Annotated in this window: 20 protein-coding genes and 1 pseudogene; 6 read left to right on the top strand and 15 right to left on the bottom strand. The window is 69.3% G+C overall.

Annotated features, from left to right (window positions below; genetic code table 11):
• Positions 1 to 41: 41 nt before the first annotated feature.
• From paaE to B0F77_RS29990, 6 genes are read right to left on the bottom strand one after another with little or no spacing between them, the layout of a single operon-like run.
• On the bottom strand, positions 42 to 1,097 hold the full coding sequence (gene paaE / locus B0F77_RS30015) for a 1,2-phenylacetyl-CoA epoxidase subunit PaaE (RefSeq protein ID WP_245848822.1): 1,056 nt from the start codon (positions 1,095 to 1,097) through the stop codon (positions 42 to 44).
• On the bottom strand, positions 1,098 to 1,589 hold the full coding sequence (paaD, locus tag B0F77_RS30010; protein WP_086666364.1) for a 1,2-phenylacetyl-CoA epoxidase subunit PaaD: 492 nt from the start codon (positions 1,587 to 1,589) through the stop codon (positions 1,098 to 1,100).
• A complete protein-coding gene (gene paaC / locus B0F77_RS30005; RefSeq protein WP_086666363.1) occupies positions 1,586 to 2,470 on the bottom strand; it encodes a 1,2-phenylacetyl-CoA epoxidase subunit PaaC in 885 nt (294 codons plus the stop codon). The genes paaD and paaC overlap by 4 nt, the downstream gene beginning before the upstream one ends.
• Positions 2,467 to 2,751 carry a 1,2-phenylacetyl-CoA epoxidase subunit PaaB gene (paaB, locus tag B0F77_RS30000; protein ID WP_086666362.1) on the bottom strand — a complete coding sequence of 95 codons (285 nt, stop codon included), beginning with the start codon at positions 2,749 to 2,751 and terminating at the stop codon, positions 2,467 to 2,469. Before paaB ends, paaC begins: the two co-directional genes overlap by 4 nt.
• Positions 2,748 to 3,686: a 1,2-phenylacetyl-CoA epoxidase subunit PaaA gene (paaA, locus tag B0F77_RS29995; protein WP_086666361.1), complete on the bottom strand. Its 939-nt coding sequence runs from the start codon at positions 3,684 to 3,686 to the stop codon at positions 2,748 to 2,750. Before paaA ends, paaB begins: the two co-directional genes overlap by 4 nt.
• A gap of 9 nt (positions 3,687 to 3,695) precedes the next feature.
• The gene (locus tag B0F77_RS29990) at positions 3,696 to 4,127 is read right to left on the bottom strand and encodes a DUF3592 domain-containing protein (RefSeq protein ID WP_245848821.1); all 432 of its coding nucleotides are present in this window, start codon (positions 4,125 to 4,127) and stop codon (positions 3,696 to 3,698) included.
• A gap of 78 nt (positions 4,128 to 4,205) precedes the next feature.
• Here B0F77_RS29990 and B0F77_RS29985 point away from each other — a divergent pair, with 78 nt between their 5' ends.
• On the top strand, positions 4,206 to 5,438 hold the full coding sequence (locus B0F77_RS29985; RefSeq protein WP_086666360.1) for an isochorismate synthase: 1,233 nt from the start codon (positions 4,206 to 4,208) through the stop codon (positions 5,436 to 5,438).
• Here the strand turns inward: B0F77_RS29985 and B0F77_RS29980 are convergent.
• The 3 genes from B0F77_RS29980 to menD are packed head-to-tail and all read right to left on the bottom strand — an operon-like array spanning position 5,435 to position 8,890.
• Positions 5,435 to 5,713 carry a GrpB family protein gene (locus tag B0F77_RS29980; protein WP_086666359.1) on the bottom strand — a complete coding sequence of 93 codons (279 nt, stop codon included), beginning with the start codon at positions 5,711 to 5,713 and terminating at the stop codon, positions 5,435 to 5,437. The two genes, B0F77_RS29985 and B0F77_RS29980, sit on opposite strands and share 4 nt — an antisense overlap.
• A gap of 47 nt (positions 5,714 to 5,760) precedes the next feature.
• Positions 5,761 to 7,263, bottom strand: coding sequence for a M1 family metallopeptidase (locus B0F77_RS29975; protein WP_086666358.1), 1,503 nt, complete (start codon positions 7,261 to 7,263; stop codon positions 5,761 to 5,763).
• A 55-nt stretch (positions 7,264 to 7,318) separates the two neighbouring features.
• The gene (menD, locus tag B0F77_RS29970) at positions 7,319 to 8,890 is read right to left on the bottom strand and encodes a 2-succinyl-5-enolpyruvyl-6-hydroxy-3-cyclohexene-1-carboxylic-acid synthase (protein WP_086666357.1); all 1,572 of its coding nucleotides are present in this window, start codon (positions 8,888 to 8,890) and stop codon (positions 7,319 to 7,321) included.
• A 54-nt stretch (positions 8,891 to 8,944) separates the two neighbouring features.
• On the opposite strand from menD, the gene B0F77_RS29965 reads away from it, so the two are divergent.
• From B0F77_RS29965 to menE, 3 genes are read left to right on the top strand one after another with little or no spacing between them, the layout of a single operon-like run.
• Positions 8,945 to 9,871 carry a hypothetical protein gene (locus B0F77_RS29965; RefSeq protein ID WP_086666356.1) on the top strand — a complete coding sequence of 309 codons (927 nt, stop codon included), beginning with the start codon at positions 8,945 to 8,947 and terminating at the stop codon, positions 9,869 to 9,871.
• A gap of 10 nt (positions 9,872 to 9,881) precedes the next feature.
• Complete coding sequence (locus tag B0F77_RS29960) at positions 9,882 to 10,784, top strand: 1,4-dihydroxy-2-naphthoyl-CoA synthase (RefSeq protein WP_086666355.1); 903 nt, start codon at positions 9,882 to 9,884, stop codon at positions 10,782 to 10,784.
• Between the two features lie 2 nt (positions 10,785 to 10,786).
• On the top strand, positions 10,787 to 11,821 hold the full coding sequence (menE, locus tag B0F77_RS29955; RefSeq protein ID WP_086666354.1) for an o-succinylbenzoate--CoA ligase: 1,035 nt from the start codon (positions 10,787 to 10,789) through the stop codon (positions 11,819 to 11,821).
• Here menE and B0F77_RS29950 read toward each other — a convergent pair.
• Positions 11,811 to 12,197, bottom strand: coding sequence for a hypothetical protein (locus B0F77_RS29950; protein ID WP_143466967.1), 387 nt, complete (start codon positions 12,195 to 12,197; stop codon positions 11,811 to 11,813). The two genes, menE and B0F77_RS29950, sit on opposite strands and share 11 nt — an antisense overlap.
• Before the next feature lie 136 nt (positions 12,198 to 12,333).
• Between B0F77_RS29950 and B0F77_RS29945 the strand changes: the two genes are divergently transcribed.
• Together B0F77_RS29945 and B0F77_RS29940 are read left to right on the top strand one after the other, a co-directional pair.
• A complete protein-coding gene (locus B0F77_RS29945) occupies positions 12,334 to 13,422 on the top strand; it encodes a hypothetical protein (protein WP_086666352.1) in 1,089 nt (362 codons plus the stop codon).
• 46 nt (positions 13,423 to 13,468) lie between these two features.
• A complete protein-coding gene (locus B0F77_RS29940; protein WP_086666351.1) occupies positions 13,469 to 14,341 on the top strand; it encodes a 1,4-dihydroxy-2-naphthoate polyprenyltransferase in 873 nt (290 codons plus the stop codon).
• Here the strand turns inward: B0F77_RS29940 and B0F77_RS29935 are convergent, their stop codons facing one another.
• The 5 genes and pseudogenes from B0F77_RS29935 to B0F77_RS48115 all read right to left on the bottom strand — a co-directional run.
• On the bottom strand, positions 14,342 to 14,743 hold the full coding sequence (locus B0F77_RS29935) for a hypothetical protein (protein ID WP_086666447.1): 402 nt from the start codon (positions 14,741 to 14,743) through the stop codon (positions 14,342 to 14,344). It abuts the gene before it with no gap.
• Entirely contained in the window at positions 14,743 to 15,192 is a 450-nt protein-coding gene (locus tag B0F77_RS29930; protein WP_086666350.1) for a hypothetical protein, read from the bottom strand. Before B0F77_RS29930 ends, B0F77_RS29935 begins: the two co-directional genes overlap by 1 nt.
• 3 nt (positions 15,193 to 15,195) lie before the next feature.
• Positions 15,196 to 16,167, bottom strand: a complete 972-nt coding sequence (locus B0F77_RS29925; RefSeq protein ID WP_086666349.1) for a hypothetical protein — start codon at positions 16,165 to 16,167, stop codon at positions 15,196 to 15,198.
• Positions 16,164 to 16,577 carry a hypothetical protein gene (locus tag B0F77_RS29920; protein WP_086666348.1) on the bottom strand — a complete coding sequence of 138 codons (414 nt, stop codon included), beginning with the start codon at positions 16,575 to 16,577 and terminating at the stop codon, positions 16,164 to 16,166. The genes B0F77_RS29925 and B0F77_RS29920 overlap by 4 nt, the downstream gene beginning before the upstream one ends.
• Positions 16,577 to 18,526: pseudogene (locus B0F77_RS48115) on the bottom strand (hypothetical protein); the annotation flags it as partial. The gene B0F77_RS29920 and the pseudogene B0F77_RS48115, both read right to left, overlap by 1 nt.

Here is an 18,526-nt window from a genome sequence, read left to right as displayed (position 1 = left end):
CCGTTGATCGTGCCACGTTCACCGCGCGTTCGTCGGGAAAGTCAGGCGTCGAAGTCGACCGTCACACATTCGCTGGTCGGCAGCGCCTGGCAGGTCAGCACGAAACCCGCCGCCACCTCGGACTCGTCGAGCGCGTAGTTGCGGCGCATCTCGACGGAACCCTCGGTCACCAGCGCCCGGCACGTGCCGCACACCCCGCCCTTGCAGGCGAACGGCAGATCCGCGCGGACGCGCTGGGCGGCGTCCAGGATCGGCTCGTCGGCGGGCAGCGGCAGGGTCGTCGACTTGCCGTCCAGCACCACGGTCACGGACGCGGCGGCGTCCACCACGGCCTCGGCTCGACGCGGAGGGGGCGGTGGTTCGTCGACGTAGAAGAGTTCGTGATGGACGCGTTCGGTCGGCACGCCGCGATCACGCAGCACGGCCGTGGCGTCCTGGACCATCTCGTAGGGGCCGCACAGCCACCACTCGTCGATGGCGTCGAACGGCACGATGCTGCCGAACAGCGCGGTCAGCTTCTCGGCGTTCAGACGGCCGGTGAACAGTTCCACGTCGCGCGGTTCGCGGGACAGCACGTGGACGAGCTGGAAGGTCGCCGGGTAGCGGTCCTTCAGGTCGGCCAGTTCGTCGGCGAACATCACCGTGTTGGTGCTGCGGTTGCCGTACAGCAGGGACACGCGGGCACCGGTGGCGAGCACGGTCGCGGCGATCGACAGGGCCGGGGTGATGCCGGAGCCGGCGACCACCAGGCCGTGATGGGTGCCTGTGCCGGTGGGGGTGAACTTGCCCAGCGGCGGCAGGACCTCGACGACGTCACCCGCGACGAGCCGGTCCACCAGCCACGTCGAGAACTGGCCGCCGTCGACTCGGCGCACGCCGATTCGTGGCGCGGAGCCCGCCGGGGCGCAGATCGAGTACGAGCGGCGCTCGTCGCCCTGGCGCAGGGTCAGGTACTGGCCCGCGGCGAAGTCGAACTCCTCGGAGACGTCCTCCGGCACGTCGAAGGTGACGGCCACGGCATCGTCGCAGAGGCGGTCGACGCGGGCGACCGTCAGCTTGTGGAAGGCAGCCCCCCGTTTCCCGATTTTGGGCGACAACTAGATCTCCTTGACGTGCTCGAAGGGCTCGGAGCAGGCGTTGCAGCGGCGCAGGGCCTTGCACGCGGTCGAGCCGAACCGGGAAATCTCCGAGGTGTTCAGCGAGCCGCACTGCGGGCAGGCGACCTGACGGGACGGCGGCACCAGGTTCAGCGGAACGGGTCCCACGGCAGCAGGACCCACGCGGGACGGCGGCGCGATGCCCGCGGCGGCCAGCTTCGAGCGGCCCTCGGCGCTGATCCAGTCCGTCGTCCAGGCCGGCGAGAGCGACAGGCGCACCTCGACCTCCTCGAAGCCCGCGGAGATCAACGAACGGCGCAGGTCGGCGCCCATCTCGTCGATCGCGGGACAACCCGAGTAGGTCGGGGTGATGGTGACGACCACGCGACCGTCCTCGACGGAGACGTCACGGAGCACGCCGAGGTCCGCCAGCGTGAGGACCGGCAGTTCCGGGTCCCGCACGGCCGACGCGATCTCGAGTGCGGTGGTCACCAGACCGCTCCTGGCAGCGAGCGGTGCAGGTGCTGCATCTCGGCGAGCAGAAAGCCCATGGCCTCGGTGTGCACGCCGTCGCGGCCGGCCATGCCCGCGACACGTGCGGCGCGGGAGTCGGCGGGACGGGTGAGACCGGCAGCGCTGAGAACCGCGTCCAGCACACCGTCCACTTCGGACCGCAGCGACGCCGGGTCGACCGCGACACCGGCGAGACGGGCTTCGACGGCGTGCGTCGCGAACAGCTCGTCCACGAACGGCCACACCCGCTGCAAACCGGCCTGCATGCGGCGGTGCGACTCGTCGGTGCCGTCGCCGAGCCGGACGGTCCACTGGGCGGCGTGATCGCGGTGGTAGGCCAGCTCTTTCAGGCCCTTCTCGGCGATCGCGGCGAGCACCGGGTCCGCCGAGCCGCGCAGGCGGGAGAACAGGGCCAGGCGCCACGACGAGAACACCAGCAGGCGCGCGATGGTCGTGCCGAAGTCGCCGCCGGGGCCCGGTCCGCAGTCGATCTCGGCCAGGTGCACGTTGCGGAACTCGCGTTCGTCGCGCAGGTAGGCCAGCTCGTCTTCCGACTTCCCGAGCACCTCACCGGCGCGGGTGAGCAGCATGCGGGCCTGACCCAGCAGGTCCAGGGCGATGTTCGCGAGGGCGATGTCCTCTTCGAGCTCGGGAGCGCGCGAGCACCACTCCGAGAGGCGCTGCGAGAAGATCAACGCGTCGTCGCCGAGCATCAGGCAGTAGGCGGCCAGCGCTTCGCGGTCGACCCCGGCCGGGAACTCGCGGTTCACGCCGGACAGGGCCTCCGAGAAGCCAGTTCCGAAAGCCCAGTGCGCGTCCTCATGACCGAGAAGCGACTCGTAGGCGTTGTCGAAGCTCATAGGTGCGGTACGTCCTCGGGAATCGCGTAGAACGTCGGGTGCCGGTAGACCTTGTCCCCGGACGGCGCGAAGAACGGGTCCTTCTCGTCCGGCGACGAAGCCGTGATCGAGGTCGCGGGCACGACCCAGATGGAGACGCCCTCGTTGCGACGCGTGTAGACGTCACGGGCGTTGCGCAGCGCCATCTCCGCGTCCGGCGCGTGCAGCGAACCGACGTGCACGTGGTTCAGGCCGCGCTTGCCCCGCACGAACACTTCCCACAGCGGCCAAGACGTGCTCACGCGGCACCTTCCTTCTGTGCGTGCTTCTGCGCGTGCGCGACGGCGGCCTCACGAACCCACGAACCGTCCTCGTGCGCCTTGCGCCGGTGGGCGATGCGCTGTTCGTTGCAGACGCCGCCACCCTTGACGACCTGCCAGAACTCGTCCCAGTCCGGAGAGCCGAAGTCGTACTGCCCGCGCTCTTCGTTCCACCTGAGCTCGGGGTCCGGGAACGTCACGCCGAGCGCCTCGGCCTGCGGCATGCTCATGTTCACGAACTTCTGCCGCAGCTCGTCGTTGGTGTCGCGCTTGATCCGCCACGCCATCGACTGCTCGGTGTTGGTCGACTCGGAGTCCGGCGGGCCGAACATCATCAGCGCCGGCCACCACCAGCGGTTCACCGAGTCCTGCACCATGTCGCGCTGCTGCTGGGTGCCGCGCATCATCGTCATGAGCAGCTCGTAGCCCTGACGCTGATGGAACGACTCTTCCTTGCAGATGCGGATCATGGCGCGCGCGTACGGCCCGTAGGACGTGCGGCACAGCGGCACCTGGTTGCAGATCGCGGCGCCGTCGACGAGCCAGCCGATCACGCCGACGTCCGCGAACGTCAGCGTCGGGTAGTTGAAGATCGACGAGTACTTCTGGCGGCCCTCGATGAGCTTGGTCGTCAGGTCCTCGCGGTCGGCGCCGAGCGTCTCGGTCGCCGAGTACAGGTACAGACCGTGCCCGGCCTCGTCCTGCACCTTCGCCAGCAGGATCGCCTTGCGCCGCAGCGAGGGCGCGCGACTGATCCAGTTGCCCTCCGGCTGCATGCCGATGATCTCGGAATGCGCGTGCTGGGCGATCTGCCTGATCAGGGTCTTGCGGTAGCCGTCGGGCATCCAGTCGCGCGGCTCAATGCGCGCTTCGGCCTGCACGGTGCGCTCGAAACGCAACTCCAGGTCATCCGCCATGCACCGATGTTACACCTGAGTGCCGAATCTGCGTAGAACTGTCACAACGGCCGCGATGACGAGCCAGACGGCCACCAGGAACGTTCCGACGGGAAGCAGGCTGAGCAGCGCGGACCGGCCGGCGACGCGCGTCAGTTCGGGGTTCGTCTGGTCGTACTCGACCCGCACGTTGTCCCCGACCTTCAACCCCGACGGGTACAGCACGCCCTGAGACGGGATGATCACGCGCCCGTCCGGTGTGGCGTAGCGCACAACCGTCCTGTTGAAGGCGACGGAGTCGACCTGCGCGACCGCCTGCCCCACGTTGCGTTCGATGGCGATGTCGTCCCGCCAGCACGCGATCGGCAACAGCACGCACACGAGCGTGACCACTCCACCGACGACGAGCAACGTTCTGCTGACCGCACGGCGGACGCGCACACCGAGCGGCGACTTGGTCACTGCGTCCTCCACCACAACTGAGAAGTCTAGAGCCGGGCGGATGCCGCGCTTTCAGGTTGAGGTCCATACAGTCGAGACGTGACCTCAGCACCGACATCGCGCACACGGCAGCGAATCCGCGTCCGCTCGAAGCGGGACACCGCCGGTGACCTGCTCGGATTGCTGCCAGACCCGGAGCACGCGCTCGCCTGGGTGCGCGACGGGTCGGGTCTGGTCGGCTGGGGCGAGGCAGCGAGGCTGGAGGTCAGCGGCCCGGACCGGTTCGCGCAGGCCGACAAGTGGTGGCGCGAGTTCGTGTCTCACTTGGACGTCGACGACGAACTGGGCGTGCCGGGCAGCGGTCCGGTCGCCTTCGTGTCGATGGCGTTCGCCGACGAACCGGGCAACTCGGTGCTGATCGTCCCCGAGGTCGTCGTCGGCCGCCGCAACGGCGAGCAGTGGGTCACCACGATCGGCGCCTCGGACCCGAATCCGTTGGTCGCGCCTCTCTCGCGGCCCTCAACGGTCCGATACGCGAACGGACAGCTGCCGGTCACGCAGTTCCGCGAGGCAGTGCGGTCCGCCGTCGCCAGGATGCGCGCCGGCGAGCTGGACAAGGTCGTCCTGGCCCACGACCTGGTGGCGGTCACCGACCGACGGCTCGACCAGCGGTTCGTGCTGCAAGGCCTGGCCCGCCGGTATCCGGAGTGCTGGGCGTACGCCGTTGACGGGCTTATCGGTGCAACGCCCGAGCTGCTGCTGCGCCGGACCGGGTCGGTCGTGGATTCGCGAGTGCTGGCCGGCACCACTTGGCCGCACGACGGCGTTTCGGACGAGGAGCTTGCGGCGGCGTTGATGTCGTCGGAGAAGAACCTCGAAGAACACGACTACGCGATCACCTCTCTCGCGGAGACGCTCCGGCCGTACTGCACGACCATGTCCGTGGAGGGGCCTTCGGTGCTTCGGCTGCCGAACGTGTCACACCTGTCCAGCGATGTGATCGGTGAGCTCGGTGAGCCCACCTCTTTGTTGCGCCTCGGGGAGGCGGTGCATCCGACGGCGGCGGTCGGAGGCACGCCCAGGTTGGACGCCACGACGTTGATCTCGCAGCTGGAGGGGATGGACCGCGGGCGGTACGCCGGGCCGGTCGGGTGGATCGACGGCAACGGCGACGGCGAGCTCGGCATCGCGCTGCGGTGTGCGCAGATCTCCGGTTCCACGGCGCGGTTGTTCGCCGGGTGCGGGCTGGTCGCGGACTCGGATCCGGACATCGAGGTGCAAGAGGCGCACGCGAAGATGCGCCCGATGCGTGAGGCGCTCGAGGGCCTCTAGCCGGGCGGAGTCGCCACGAACGCCGCCTTGCCTTCCGTGTACGCCTCACGGTCGTGCCCGCTGTCTTGGGACAGCTGGCGTTTCAGGTCTTCGTACTGCCGCGCCAGCTCGGCGTCGCCGCGCAGGGCGTCGCGGAACCTGATCTGGTCGGTCCACCGCTCGTGGCCGGCCTGGATCAGGTGGAGGTGGGCTTCGCGGCGCTGTCCGGTGGGGTCCGGTTTGACGAAGAAGCGGCTGACGCAGGGGTCCCCCTGAGCGGGGAACCCCTGCGTCATAACGTACTCAGCAGGTCTGACAGTCAGTTGCGGTCAGACGAGCGGCCTCACTTGTGCGCGTCCAGCAGTTCGTGCGTGAGCTGGATCTTGGCGCGCGACTTCGGCTCGGCCTTCACCGAGAGGGACTTCGCGGCCGCGTCCGAGGTGCGGCCGGGAGCCTCCGCCGGCTTGCCCTTGGTGAAGAGCCACGTCTGGAACAGCTGGTCGAGCTGCTGGCCCGACACCCGCTCCGACAGCGCGATGAACTCCTCGATGGTGGCGTCCTTGTACTTCTTCTCGGCGAGCCAGGTCTTCAGGATCTCGAAGAACTTCTCGTCGCCCACGGCCACGCGCAGGGCGTGCACGGTCAGGGCGCCGCGGTCGTAGACGGCGTTGTCGAACACACTGCCGGAGCCGGGGTCGCCGGGCAGGACCTGCCAGAACGGGCTGTCGGCCGGGTAGAGGTCGTAGGTGAAGTCGGCGTTCTCCTGCGCCGTGCCCTCACCGATGTGCTCGGACCAGAGGAACTCCATGTAGGAGGCGAAGCCCTCGTTCAGCCAGATGTCGCGCCAGCCGTGGACCGACACCGAGTCGCCGAACCACTGGTGGCCCAGTTCGTGCGCGACCACGTAGGTGTTGGCGCCGCGGCGGAAGAACGCAGTGTCGTAGTTCGGGCGGGTCTGGTTCTCCAGCGCGTAGCCGAGGTCCGGCGTGACGACGCCGCCCTGTGCCTCGAACGGGTACGGGCCGAGGTTCTCCGAGAGGAACTCGATGACCTCGGGCGTGCGCTCGACGCTGGCCTTGGCGGCGTCGGCGTTGTCGCCGAGACGCTCGGAGTACGCGTTGACGTACGGCTGGCCCGACGGCGTGGTCGACTGACGGATCTCGAACTGGCCGATCGTCAGGAACGTCAGGTAGGTCGCCTGCGGCTTGGTGCTGCGCCAGTTCCAGCGCGTGTAGCCGTTGATCTGACGGGTCTGGCCGACGAAGGTGCCGTTCGAGATCGCCTCGACGCCGTTCGGGACGGCGACGTTGACGTCGAAGGTGGCCTTGTCGGTCGGGTGGTCGTTGGACGGGAACCACCAGGAGGCGATTTCCGGCTCACCGATGGCCAGGGCGCCGTCGGTGGTCTTCGTCCACGCCGTGAAGCCGTTGCGGTCCTTCACCGCGGACGGGGTGTCGGCGTAGGTGACGACGATCGTCAGATCCTGGCCCTTGCGGACGCCGCCGCGCGGGGTGAGCGTGAGCTCGCCGTCGTCGGAGACGAAGGAGGCCGGCACGTTGTTGACCCGGACCGACTTCACCTTGAGCAGGAAGTCGAGGTTGAACTGCGTGAGGTCCTCGGTGGCCTTCGCCAGGATCGTCGTGGTGCCCGACAGCTGGTCGCCGTTCGGGTTGTAGTTGAGCCTGATGTCGTAGTGGGAGACGTCGTATCCGCCGTTGCCGTACGTCGGGAAGTACGAGTCGCCTGCACCGGGTGCACCCGGAGACGCCGCCAGCGCCGTCCCCGCAAAAAGCGTCATCGCGGCCGTGGCCGCGACTGCGGCCGTCGCCTTGGATCTGATCGACATGCGCGCGACGCTATCCACACTTTTGCGGTATCAACCACCGACTTACGTATGTTTCCTATCTGCTGAAAACGTTTGACACAGTCGACTTGAGACGTTGGTGCAGCCCACGCAGTTCGGCACGTTTTGCCTGCACCTCCACCACTCGGAGGCCTTTCGGGTGCGCAAGTGCGCTACGGAACTCCTCCTGGTCGTCCACTTTGGAGTGCGGAATTCGGTAGCCCGCGCACAAAGCGGTCAGATCAGTCCCGTGCGGCGTGCCGAAAATCCTCTCGAAGCTTTGGTCGTACTCCGGTGCCCCTTGTTCCAGCAATGAAAAGATCCCTCCGCCGTCGTCGTTGAGCACGACGATCGTCAGGTCCGGCTGGTGGTCGGCCAGCAGGCCGTTGCTGTCGTGCAGGAACGTGAGGTCGCCCATCAGCGCGTATGCGGGACCTTGATGGTTCATCGCCAGCCCCAGGGCCGTGGACACGCTGCCGTCGATGCCCGCGGCACCCCGGTTCGCGTGCACGGTGATGTCCGCACGGCGCTCGCCCACGTGGTCGACGTCGCGGATCGGGTTGGACGAGCCGACGAACAGCATCGCGCCCGACGGCATCGCCTGCGTCAGGTCACGCGCCACGTGCAGACCGGTCGGCCACGGCTCGGCGTCCAGCAGGTCGTCGACGGCCGCGCTGACGTTCTTCACCGCGCTCTGCCACGCCTGCAGCCACTCGCCGTCGAGCTCCGCGGGTTCGGGCAGCCAGGTCGACGCGCGCGTCGCGGTGAACTGCACGTCCGGCCACTGCGCCTGATCACCCACGGCATGCACGACCGGGGTGTTCTTCAGCAACGACTGCTGGCCGCGCGACAACGTCACCCGCCCGGCCACGAGTACCGCGTCCGGCCGCAGGTGCTCCGGCAGGCCCGCGTTGAGCAGCAACGACCCGTGCCGCAGACCACCGGGCGCGGTCGGTTCGGCGACCACCGGCCAGCCCAGGTCCGACGCCCTGCGGAGACGTTCCGGACGGTCGTCGCCGAGCAGCACCAGCGTGCGGGCGGGCAACTTCGACGGGCGTGTCTCGACGGTGAACGAGCGGTCCGTCTCCGTCCAAGGACCGCGGTCCGACGTGGGCCACGCGTCGTCGGAGGGCGTGAGCGGCGGGCGGAACGGCACGTTGACGTGCGACGGGCCGTCGGTCGCGATGGCACGGCAGATCAACGAACGCGTGGTGGGCTCGTCGGCCCCCTCCGGCATGTGCAACGTCGGGATGCCGAGGACGTCGTGCTGGTTGATCGTCTGGCTGGCACCGGTGCGGTAGAGGTCGACCGGGCGGTCGGCGGTCAGCGCGATCAACGGCACGTTCGTCAGCTGCGCCTCGACCACGGCCGGGTGCAGGTTGACCACGGCGGTACCGCTCGTGCAGGTGACGACCGCGGGCGTACCCGTCTTGGCGAGCCCGAGCGCAAGAAACCCCGCACTGCGCTCGTCGATCCGCACGTGCACCGCGAGCAGGCTTTTCTGCTCGGCCTGGTGCAGGGCGAACGACAACGGGGCGTTGCGCGAACCAGGGCACAGCACGACGTGACGCACACCGTTGCGCACCAGTTCGTCGACGATCACCCTCGCCTGCGCAGTAGACCCGTTCATCCGTCGATTGTCTCAGTGGGCCTCGCTACGCTGCTGAGAACCGGGGGGTGGGGAATGACCGAAGAGCCTGAACCGCGCAACGAGATCAGCGGCCAGGTCTCAGGCAACGCTTGGCAGATAGGCCATGTGCACGGTGACCTCAACCACACGGTGCACAACACCGGCAACGCGCCGCCTCAGCCGGAAGAGCCGGAGCTCGACATCTGGCTCGTGCTCGCGGGCGTGCTCGCCGTCGCGAGCGGCATCGCCATGATCGTCAGCACGTTCAACAACGGGATCGCGACGCCTCGGTTGGTCGGCGTGGGCGTGGTGCTCGACGTGCGTTCGTATTCGATCGACTACGGCGCCTTGACCGGACCTGCCTGGGGCGCGGCCTGCGCGCTCGGGGTCTGGCAGGTGTGGACCGCACGGGACCTGTTCTACCGCCAGAAGCAGGTGCGCCGCCGTGATCGGCACACGGCCCAGATCGCCCTGTGGCTGTCGTGCATCCCGATCCACCTGGCACTCGGCACGCCGGCTTCGTGGATCGGGTTCTGCCTCGTCGCGACCATCGCGGCGCTGATCTGCCTGGTGCGCCGTCCCCAGGTGCCGCGTCCAGGCCGACGGCTGATCGCCGCGGTGGTCGGAGTCATCGCGTTCGTCACGTGGTTTCTGCCGGAGGTGCGCGGCCTCTGGAGCGACGAGGCCGACGCCTCGGTGCTGGGCGCACTCGCGGGCACCCTGCTGCTGCTCGTGATCGTCGCGGTGCCGGTGCACGCGGTCCTGACCGCTCCCGCGGTGAACGCCGGCCGCACGTTGCGCAGCTGGTCGGTCTGCCTTCTCGTGAAGCTCGCGATCACGTGGGTGGTCGTGGTGCAGTGGCACGTGCACGTCCCGGCCGGGGTCAACGTCTTCTCGTCGTTCCTGCCGACCATCGGAGTCGTCGCCATGCTGCTCGCGTCGTCGAGCATCCTGGAGCGGGTCTCAGCACCGGGCGCCTAGAGTCTCCCGCGTGGCAGATCAGGAGCTCTTCGACCCGTCGCTGTGGAAGCCGATTGAGGGCTTCGACTTCACCGACATCACCTATCACCGCGCGCTCGACCAGGGCACGGTCCGCATCGCGTTCAACCGGCCCGAGGTGCGCAACGCGTTCCGGCCGCACACGGTGGACGAGCTGTACCGGGCGCTCGACCACGCGCGGATGTCGTCGGACGTCGGATGCGTCCTGATCACCGGCAACGGACCGTCGCCGCGCGACGGCGGGTGGGCCTTCTGCAGTGGCGGTGACCAGCGGATTCGCGGGCGCAGCGGCTACCAGTACGCGTCCGGCGAGACCGCCGACACGGTGGACCCGGCGCGTGCGGGACGGCTGCACATCCTGGAGTGCCAGCGGCTGATCAGGTTCATGCCGAAGGTCGTCATCGCGGTGGTCCCCGGCTGGGCGGCCGGTGGCGGGCACAGCCTGCACGTCGTGTGCGATCTGACGATCGCGAGCGAGGAGCATGCGAAGTTCAAGCAGACCGACGCGGACGTCGGCTCGTTCGACGGCGGCTACGGGTCGGCCTACCTCGCGCGGCAGGTCGGGCAGAAGTTCGCCCGCGAGATCTTCTTCCTCGGCCGCACGTACTCCGCCGAGGAGATGCACAAGATGGGCGCGGTCAACGCCGTCGTGCCGCACGCCGAGCTGGAGACCACGGCGCTGGAGTGGGCGCGCGAGATCAACGGCAAGTCGCCGACCGCGCAGCGGATGCTCAAGTACGCGTTCAACCTGATCGATGACGGTCTGGTGGGACAGCAGCTGTTCGCCGGTGAGACGACCCGGCTCGCGTACATGACCGACGAGGCGGTCGAGGGCCGCGACGCCTTCCTCGAGAAGCGCGACCCCGACTGGTCGAACTACCCGTACTACTTCTGACCATGCTCGACGAACTGCGCGCCGCACTGGGCGGCGGAGACCCCCTGGTGGACGGCCCGCTCGACGGCTGGGAGAAGCGGGCCGTGCTCGGCGTGTCCACCTCCGGGTCGACGGGCGAGCCGAAGACCGTGCTGCTCGACGCCGGCGCGCTGACGACGTCCGCCGAGGCCACGCACGAACGGCTCGGCGGACCCGGCACGTGGCTGCTGGCGTTGCCCACCAGCCACATCGCCGGTGTTCAGGTGCTGGTGCGGTCGATCATCGCCGGCACCACGCCCGGTGTGCTCGACCTGTCGAAGGGCTTCCGCGCGATGGGCTTCGCGCAGGCCGCCCGCCCGGTGCTGGCCCAGCCGGGACGCCACTACACCGCGCTCGTGCCGACGCAGCTGTCCCGGCTCGTCGTGGGCGAGGGACCGGGGCTCGAGGCGCTGCGGCAGTTCGACGGCGTGCTGATCGGCGGCGCCGCCACCCCGCCGAAGCTGTTGCAGCAGGCGCGCGCGCTCGGCGTCCAGGTCGTCACGACGTACGGCATGAGCGAAACGGCCGGTGGGTGTGTGTACGACGGTGAGCCGTTGCGCGGCGTCCAAGTGCGTACGGACGACGTCATAGAGATCAGCGGACCGGTGCTGGCGCTCGGGTATCGCGGCAGCGCCGAACCGTTCGGCGAGTGGTTCCGCACGGGTGATCTCGGCCGGCTGCGCGACGGGCGGCTGGAGGTGCTCGGGCGTGCGGACGACGTGATCGTCACGGGTGGCGAGAAGGTACCTCCGGTGCTGGTGGAACGGGCTCTGGCGACCGTTGAGGGCGTGCTGGAGGCGTGTGTCGTCGGCGTGCCGGACGACGAGTGGGGCCAGGTCGTGGCCGCGGCTGTGGTCGCGCGCGGGGTGTCGCCGTCCGTCGAGGATCTGCGGGCCGCGGTGACCGAGGCCGTCGGTCGGTCGGCGGCGCCCAAGCTGGTGCGGTTCGTGTCCGAGCTGCCGTTGCGCGGACCGGGCAAAGTCGACAGAACAGCAGTGGCCGACTCTTTTAGGTCATGATCTCGGCCCTGAGGTGCAGGCGATTGCCGAGCTGCCAAGACAGGCAGCGCGCATCGAACGGCTGCCCCGCCTCTGGGCGGAACGCGACCGGGCTGGACTCGATCTTGCGGCGCCGATCTGTCCCTGGACGTCCGTAGTTCCCTGCCGTGAGGTTGGCACGCAACGTCGTGTATGCGTCCACAGTCTTGCCGATCACCCGGATGGTCGGCTGCGCCGCCAGTCCAAACCGATCTCGCAGTTCAGCGTAGAACCGCTTCTGCACGTCGAACTTCCGGAACTCACTGGCAGCGTGCATTCGCTCAGACAGCCACGACGCGGCCGCATTACAGGCCAGCAGAGTCGCCCTCAGTGCCACCGCCTGCTCGGGCGTCGGCACCCGAAGGGTCACCTGGCCGTACCGACTGACGTTTCAGCCGAAAGTGGGAGATTTAGGTGAACCTTTACCGCTGAGGACAACTCTCCCCGCGAAGCGCGCGGACCCAGGCCGTGCGCGCTAGCGATGGGGGTTTCTCATGCGCTACCTGTTACCGCTGGTCGCCGGTGCCGCCTTGGTGGTCGGACTGGCATCCCCTGCCCAGGCCGCCACCAATGAATGGACCGCCGACGTCAGCGGCTACGCCGTCACGTGGGGCGGTTCCCCGCGCACGGGCCTGATCGAGCTCGGGTCGCACAGACTCGCCCAGCCCGCCAACGCGGTCACGGCGGCGGTGACCGGCGATGGTGTCGTCGACGTGCGGGGTCTGCGTCCGGACGGTCAGTGGACCGAGTGGCTGGAGGCGCCGGCGACGTTGCCGGTGACGACCTCCACCATCCAGACCCGCGTGGTGCTGTCCAGCGGCAAGGCTTCGCGGGTGAAGCTGACGGCTTCTCAGGCGCCTGCTGCGTCGGAAGACGTTTCCATTGCTGCTGCCGGACGTGCATACCGCGTGTACGCGACGCGTGAGGGACTGGTGGGCGGCACGACGGCGAACGGTCACACGATCCGTTCGCGCGACCACTTCGTCGCGCTGCCGTCGCGGCGTGGCCTGGCGCCCAACAACTCCGGCAGCTACAGCGTGCAGATCTGCGCGTCCAACGGCCGTTGCGAGTGGGCTCCCGTGTGGGACGTCGGCCCGTGGAACACCAAGGACGACTACTGGAACCCGTCCTCGACGCGTGAGACGTTCAAGGACCTGCCCCAGGGCAAGCCCGAGGCGCAGGCGGCGTACGAGGACGGCTACAACGGCGGCAAGGACGGATCCGGCCGCAAGGTCGCGAACCCGGCCGGCATCGACCTGGCCGACGGCGTGTTCTGGGACGGCCTGAAGCTGACCACGAACTCGTGGGTGACCGTGACGTACCTGTGGACCGGCTCCGGTCCTGTCGGGACGGTCCGCACGTCGGCCGCGAACGGCACCGTGAACGTGCGCAGCGGCGCGAACTCCTCCACGTCGCAGGTGGGCCTGGCCGCGAACCACGCCCAGGTCCGGGTCACCTGCCAGCTGACCGGCGAGTCGGTGTCGGGCACGCAGGGCACGTCGAACATCTGGTACCGCATCGCGTCCGGCAAGCACATCGCCAAGGCGTACGTGGCCGGCGTGTCCGGCGCGACTAGCTGCTGATACACCCGTTGGCGGGTCCTCAGCGGCCATAGCGGAGGATGGAGGCATGGCCTCAGTCGTCCAGTGGGTCCAGGGGACCCGCCCGCGCACTCTGCCCAACTCGATCGCCCCGGTGATCGTGGGCGCGGCGGCGGCACACCACATCGACGAGTTCAACGCGCTCTACACGGTGCTCGCTCTCGTCGTGTCGGTGGCGCTGCAGATCGGCGTGAACTACGCCAACGACTACTCCGACGGCATCCGCGGCACCGACGACAACCGGGTGGGCCCGTTCCGCCTGACCGGTTCCGGCGCCGCGGAGCCCACGAAGGTCCGGCTGGCCGCGTTCATCTCGCTCGGGATCGGCGCGCTGGCCGGCGTCGCGCTGGTGGCGCTGTCCGGACGCTGGTGGTTGCTCGCGTTGGGCGCCGTTTGCATTGCGGGAGCGTGGTTCTACACGGGCGGTAAGCGTCCGTACGGCTACGCGGGCCTGGGCGAGATCGCGGTGTTCCTTTTCTTCGGACCGGCCGCGGTGCTGGGCACGCTGTACGTGCAGACCGGTGAGATCACCGGTATCGGCATCGGGGCGTCCATCGCGATGGGCTCGATCTCGGCCGCGGTACTGGTGGCGAACAACCTGCGGGACATCCCGACGGACGCCGTGTCGGGCAAGCGGACCCTGGCCGTGGTGCTGGGCGACAAGGACACCCGCAGGCTGTACCTGGCGCTGGTGGCGGTGCCGTTCCTGATCGCGCTGGGGATGACCGTGCGGGTGCCGTACGCGTTGCTCGGCTTCCTCGCGGCGCCGGTGTTGCTGCCCGCCGTGCGCCGGGTGGCCGCCGGACGCGGTGGCCGTGACCTGATCCCGGTGCTGCAGTTCACCGGGATCGCGATGCTGGCCTGGGCGGTGCTGGTCAGCGCCGGGTTGTTCCTGGACTGATCACCAGGCGTCTTCGGTGAACTGGGTCGGCTCGTCGTCGTCGCGGCGCGCGGGCCTGTGCGGGGCCGGCGGCGGGGCCGTCTCGCCCTTGATCAGCTGGTCGAGCGTGGCGCGGTCGGCGTCGAGCGCCTGGCGCACGAGCGGGTCGTGGGCCGCCTCGCCGGTGAGGACCTGACGCCAGCTCAGGCCCGCACCACGGGCGATTCGGTCGGCGAGCTGGCGCATGGCCGGTGAGGCGTCGCTGGACTTGGCGAACTGCATCACCCTGCGAACGTCCTCAGTGGACGGTTCCCTGGCCTTGAGGCCCTGCTGGGCGGACTGCATCGCGCGGTCCGTCTCAGCGACGCTCTTGGTCAGGAAGTCCTCGGCCGCGAGGATGTCCGGTGTCCGCCAGGCCGTCATCACCACTTGTCCTCCGTGAAGACATCAGGGGCCATCTCGTCGCCGTCGTCACCCCTGTTTCTCCGCGGGTCCTGCGCGTTCATGATCTCCTCGGCGGTCATGCCCTCCTGCAGCATCTGGAACGCCTGTTTCATCTTGTTGACGTTCTCCTGCTGCATGGCCTGCACGTCGGGGTCCTGGGCGGCCTTGCCGGAGACGACGTCCTCCCAGGAGAACTCGCCCGCGTCCACCTTGCGCTTCAGGGCTTTCAGCTGTTCCGGCGCGTCCTTCTCCTGCGCCGCCCGCTCGACCTGCTGGGCGATCGCCTTGAAGTCGACGGGCGGGACCGGCGGCAGCGGCGTGTCCTTGAGGCGGTTCGCGAGGTCCTGCGCCTCCTTGAAGCGCGCGTCGACCTGCGCCTCGGCCGCCCGCAGCTCAGCCGGCTTCCAGCTGTCCTTCGGGGTGGTCATCTCTCAGTTCTCCCTCGCGAAGAGCCCGCGCTGAATCGGCCTGGCATCACCGCGGATGTCGCTCACCTCGTTGCGCTGGGCCAAGGTTCGCCACTGCCGGAAGTCTACTTCGGACAGACCGAGCTGCTGGGCGGTTTCGTAGTTCTCGCCGAGGAAGTGCAGCACGGCCTGCTCGCCCAGCACGCCGATGATCTCGAACTCGGCCCCCCGGTACGTGCAGAGCGTGCGGACCAGCTGGAGCTCCTCGACGACCGCGTCCGGCACCTCGAGGAACCCGTCGGTGAAGTCCGGCGGCACGGGCTGACCGGCCAGCGGGTGCAGCAGGACCGAGCCGGGCGCGGGCCCGAAGTCGACGTCGAAGTGCTGGTCCCGATACTTGCCGATCAGTCCACGACGGACGGTCGGCCGCAGCGGAACCGGGGCCTGCCAATACCTTCCGGGGCCGAAGCCGACGTCACCCGTGGGGATCCAGCCGGTCTGGCGGTTGACGTACTTGCCGACGCTGCGCCCCTCGCCACTGGGCTCGAACCGCCACAGTTCGGTGCCGGCCGGGAGTTCGGCGAGCTCCATGACGTACTCGGGGACCGGGTTCGCGCTGGGCGTGTAGCCGGTGCCGGTGAACGGCACCGGGTAGACGCGGGTCGTGCCCATCTTCTGGGCACCGTCGAGCGTCGGCCCGCCGAAGCTGGTGTCGAAGAGTTCCGTCGTGTGGGCCAGGAAACGCAGCAGGTACTGCGTGCCCCTCGGCCAGTCCGCGACCTTGTCGACGCCGAACGCCTCCGCGAACTGGTCGGAGGTGCCCTGCGGGAAGTCCTGCCCGCGCGTGACGAACCCGGCGGCGCGGTGCGGCTCGAACTTGCCCGGCACGACGACGTTGCCCAGGTAGAGCTGCGCGATCGCGGGGTGCACGATCTTCTGCAGGATCGTCTCCGGCCCGATGCCAGCCGCCTTGCGCACGGCCTGTGGCGTGCTCATCCCCGGTTCTCCTTCCACCGCGCCAGGAAATCAGTGCGGTCGACCCGCACGTCGGCGAGCTCGTCGACGTCGAGCGTCGCGCGGTACCCGTTGTACTGGTCGCCTTCGAGCCCGTTCTGCGCGGCCCAGACGTACTCTCCGCCCGCGTACCCCGCCTCCGCCTTGCCGTTGTCGACGGCGATGACGTTGAACGGCTGCCCGCGCCAAGTGGCCGTGCAGGTCTCGCGGTACCAGGCGTCGAGTTCTTTGACGGCGACCGTCTTGAACTCGCGGCTGCCGTAGGTCTGGAAGCCCTCGGCGTGCGCGTAGGTGACGCCGGGGATCTTGCGGATCCAGACGTCGTCACCTTCCGCGCCCGCGAAGTAGACCTCGCCGCGGTATTCAGCCATCTCCTGGGAGTACTGGGTCATCAGAGCTTCGTCCAGCCGAACTTGCGGTCGTACACGGCGTGCAGTTTCTCAGTTCCGTCCGCGTTCACCTGCCAGATCTCGGCACGATCAGGCAACGGAGTGCCACCGTCGACCCGCCACTCCGGCATGCCACCCATCGTGGACCCGGTACCGGTGAACGGGTCGTACCCGTCGTACACCTTCGTGGACCCACCGGCCGCCGCCATCTGCTTCTGCGACGCCTCGTAGTGCGCCTGCTCCTGCGGTGACTGGTAGTCGGCCACGTCCTTCTTCGGCCCGCCGAACGGCACGTTGTGGTTGCCGGCGTTCTGGTCGGTGACCTCGTACCGCAACTGCATCGCGGTCTGCGCGCCCGCGGGGATGGGCGTCCAGCCCTTGCCCTTGTCGTCCAGCGCGAGGCTGTCCCGCAACCCTTGTGGCGTGTTGTCGACGACCACGTCCTGGCCGCGGGCGATCGAGCCGCCCATCTGGTTCTGCCAGGTCTCCTGCTTGCTGCCCGCGGCGTGCGGCTGGTTCGGCAGGTAGGTGTCGACCGCGCTCGGGCTGAGCGCCTTCGTGACGATGTCGCCGGTGCCCACCTTGATCTGGTTGCGGACGTCGGCCACGTGCTGGGCCTCCTGCGCGCTGAGCTCGGTGGACAGCTTCGTGCTCAGCTCGACGTACCGGTCCCGATCCGCCTGGTTGGGCAGGATCTGCTCGAGTTGGTGCTGGTAGCCCTGGCCCTGCGCGGCCATCGCGGCGGCGTCGAAGTGGCCCTTGAGGTCGGGGCTGGTGGGCGGGCCGCTGGGGGCGTTCTCGTGGCCTTCGCCGGTCGCCGCGTCCTGGCCGTGCGGCTTGGCGTCGGCGTCGTGGTCGGCCGGGGCGGCCTCGTGGTCCGGGGCGGCTTCGTGCGGCTTGCCGTCGTCGGCAGGACCCGCGTCGGCACCGCTGGTGTCGGTGTCGTGCGGCTTGCCGTCGTCGGACTTGCCGTCGGTGTCGTGCGGCTTGCCGTCGTCAGGCTTGCCGTCGGTGTCATGGGGCTTGCCGTCAGCGTCGTGCGGCTTGCCGTCGTCAGGCTTGCCATCCGCGTCATGAGGCTTCGGGTCCGCATCGTGCGGCTTGCCGTCACCGTCGTGCAGCTTGCCATCGGTCTCGTGCGGCTTGGGGGCACCGTCGTGCGGCTTGCCGTCGGCATCGTGGGGCTTGCCGGTGTCGTGAGGCTGGCCGTCTGAGTCGTGTGGCTTGGCGCCGGACTCGTGCGGTGTCGTGTCGTGCGGCTTGGTGTCGTGAGGCTTGGTGTCCGTCGACCCGGTGGGCGTGGTTTCGTGCGGACGCGTCCCAGACTGGTCGTGCGGCGTCCCGTCGTGCGGGCGCGTCCCGCCGTCATGCGGAGTCGTGTCGTGCGGGCGAGTTCCACCGTCGCCTGGCGTCCCGTCGTGCGGACGCGTTCCACCGTCATGCGGGGTTGTGTCGTGCGGGCGAGTGCCCGACGTGTCGTGGGGCGTGGTGCCGGACGGTGCTGTGGGCGACGGGTGGTCCGTGCCGGGACTCGGGTGTCCGGGAGGCGAGGGAAGACCGCCACCCGAACTCGGGGACGGGTGTCCGGGCAGCGACGGCAGATCGCCACCAGCGCTCGGAGACGGGTGCCCCGGAGGCGACGGCAGGCCGCCACCCGAACTCGGGGTCGGGTGGCCGGGAGGCGAGGGCAGGCCGCCGCCGGAGCCTGCGGGCGCTGGGGCCGTCGCGGTGCCGGTGCCGGCGGTTGCGTGGTCGGGAGGTGTGGGCAGGCCCGAGCCGGTTGGCGTCGGGTGCGTGCCGGGGCCGGACGGGTGTCCGCCTGAGTTCGGCGGGGTGGGCAGGCCGCTGCCGGAGGCCGGTGTCTGGCCGGACTGGTGTCCGCCCGAGTTGGGTGGCGTGGGCAGGCCGCTGCCCGGGGTGTGCGCAGAGCCTGGCGTCGGGTGCGTGCCGGG

Origin of the sequence: Lentzea kentuckyensis (assembly GCF_002150765.1) — a bacterium.
Lineage (GTDB): Bacteria > Actinomycetota > Actinomycetes > Mycobacteriales > Pseudonocardiaceae > Lentzea > Lentzea kentuckyensis.
Note: the sequence above shows the minus strand (reverse complement) of the source record. Positions and strands in the feature narration are given on the sequence as shown.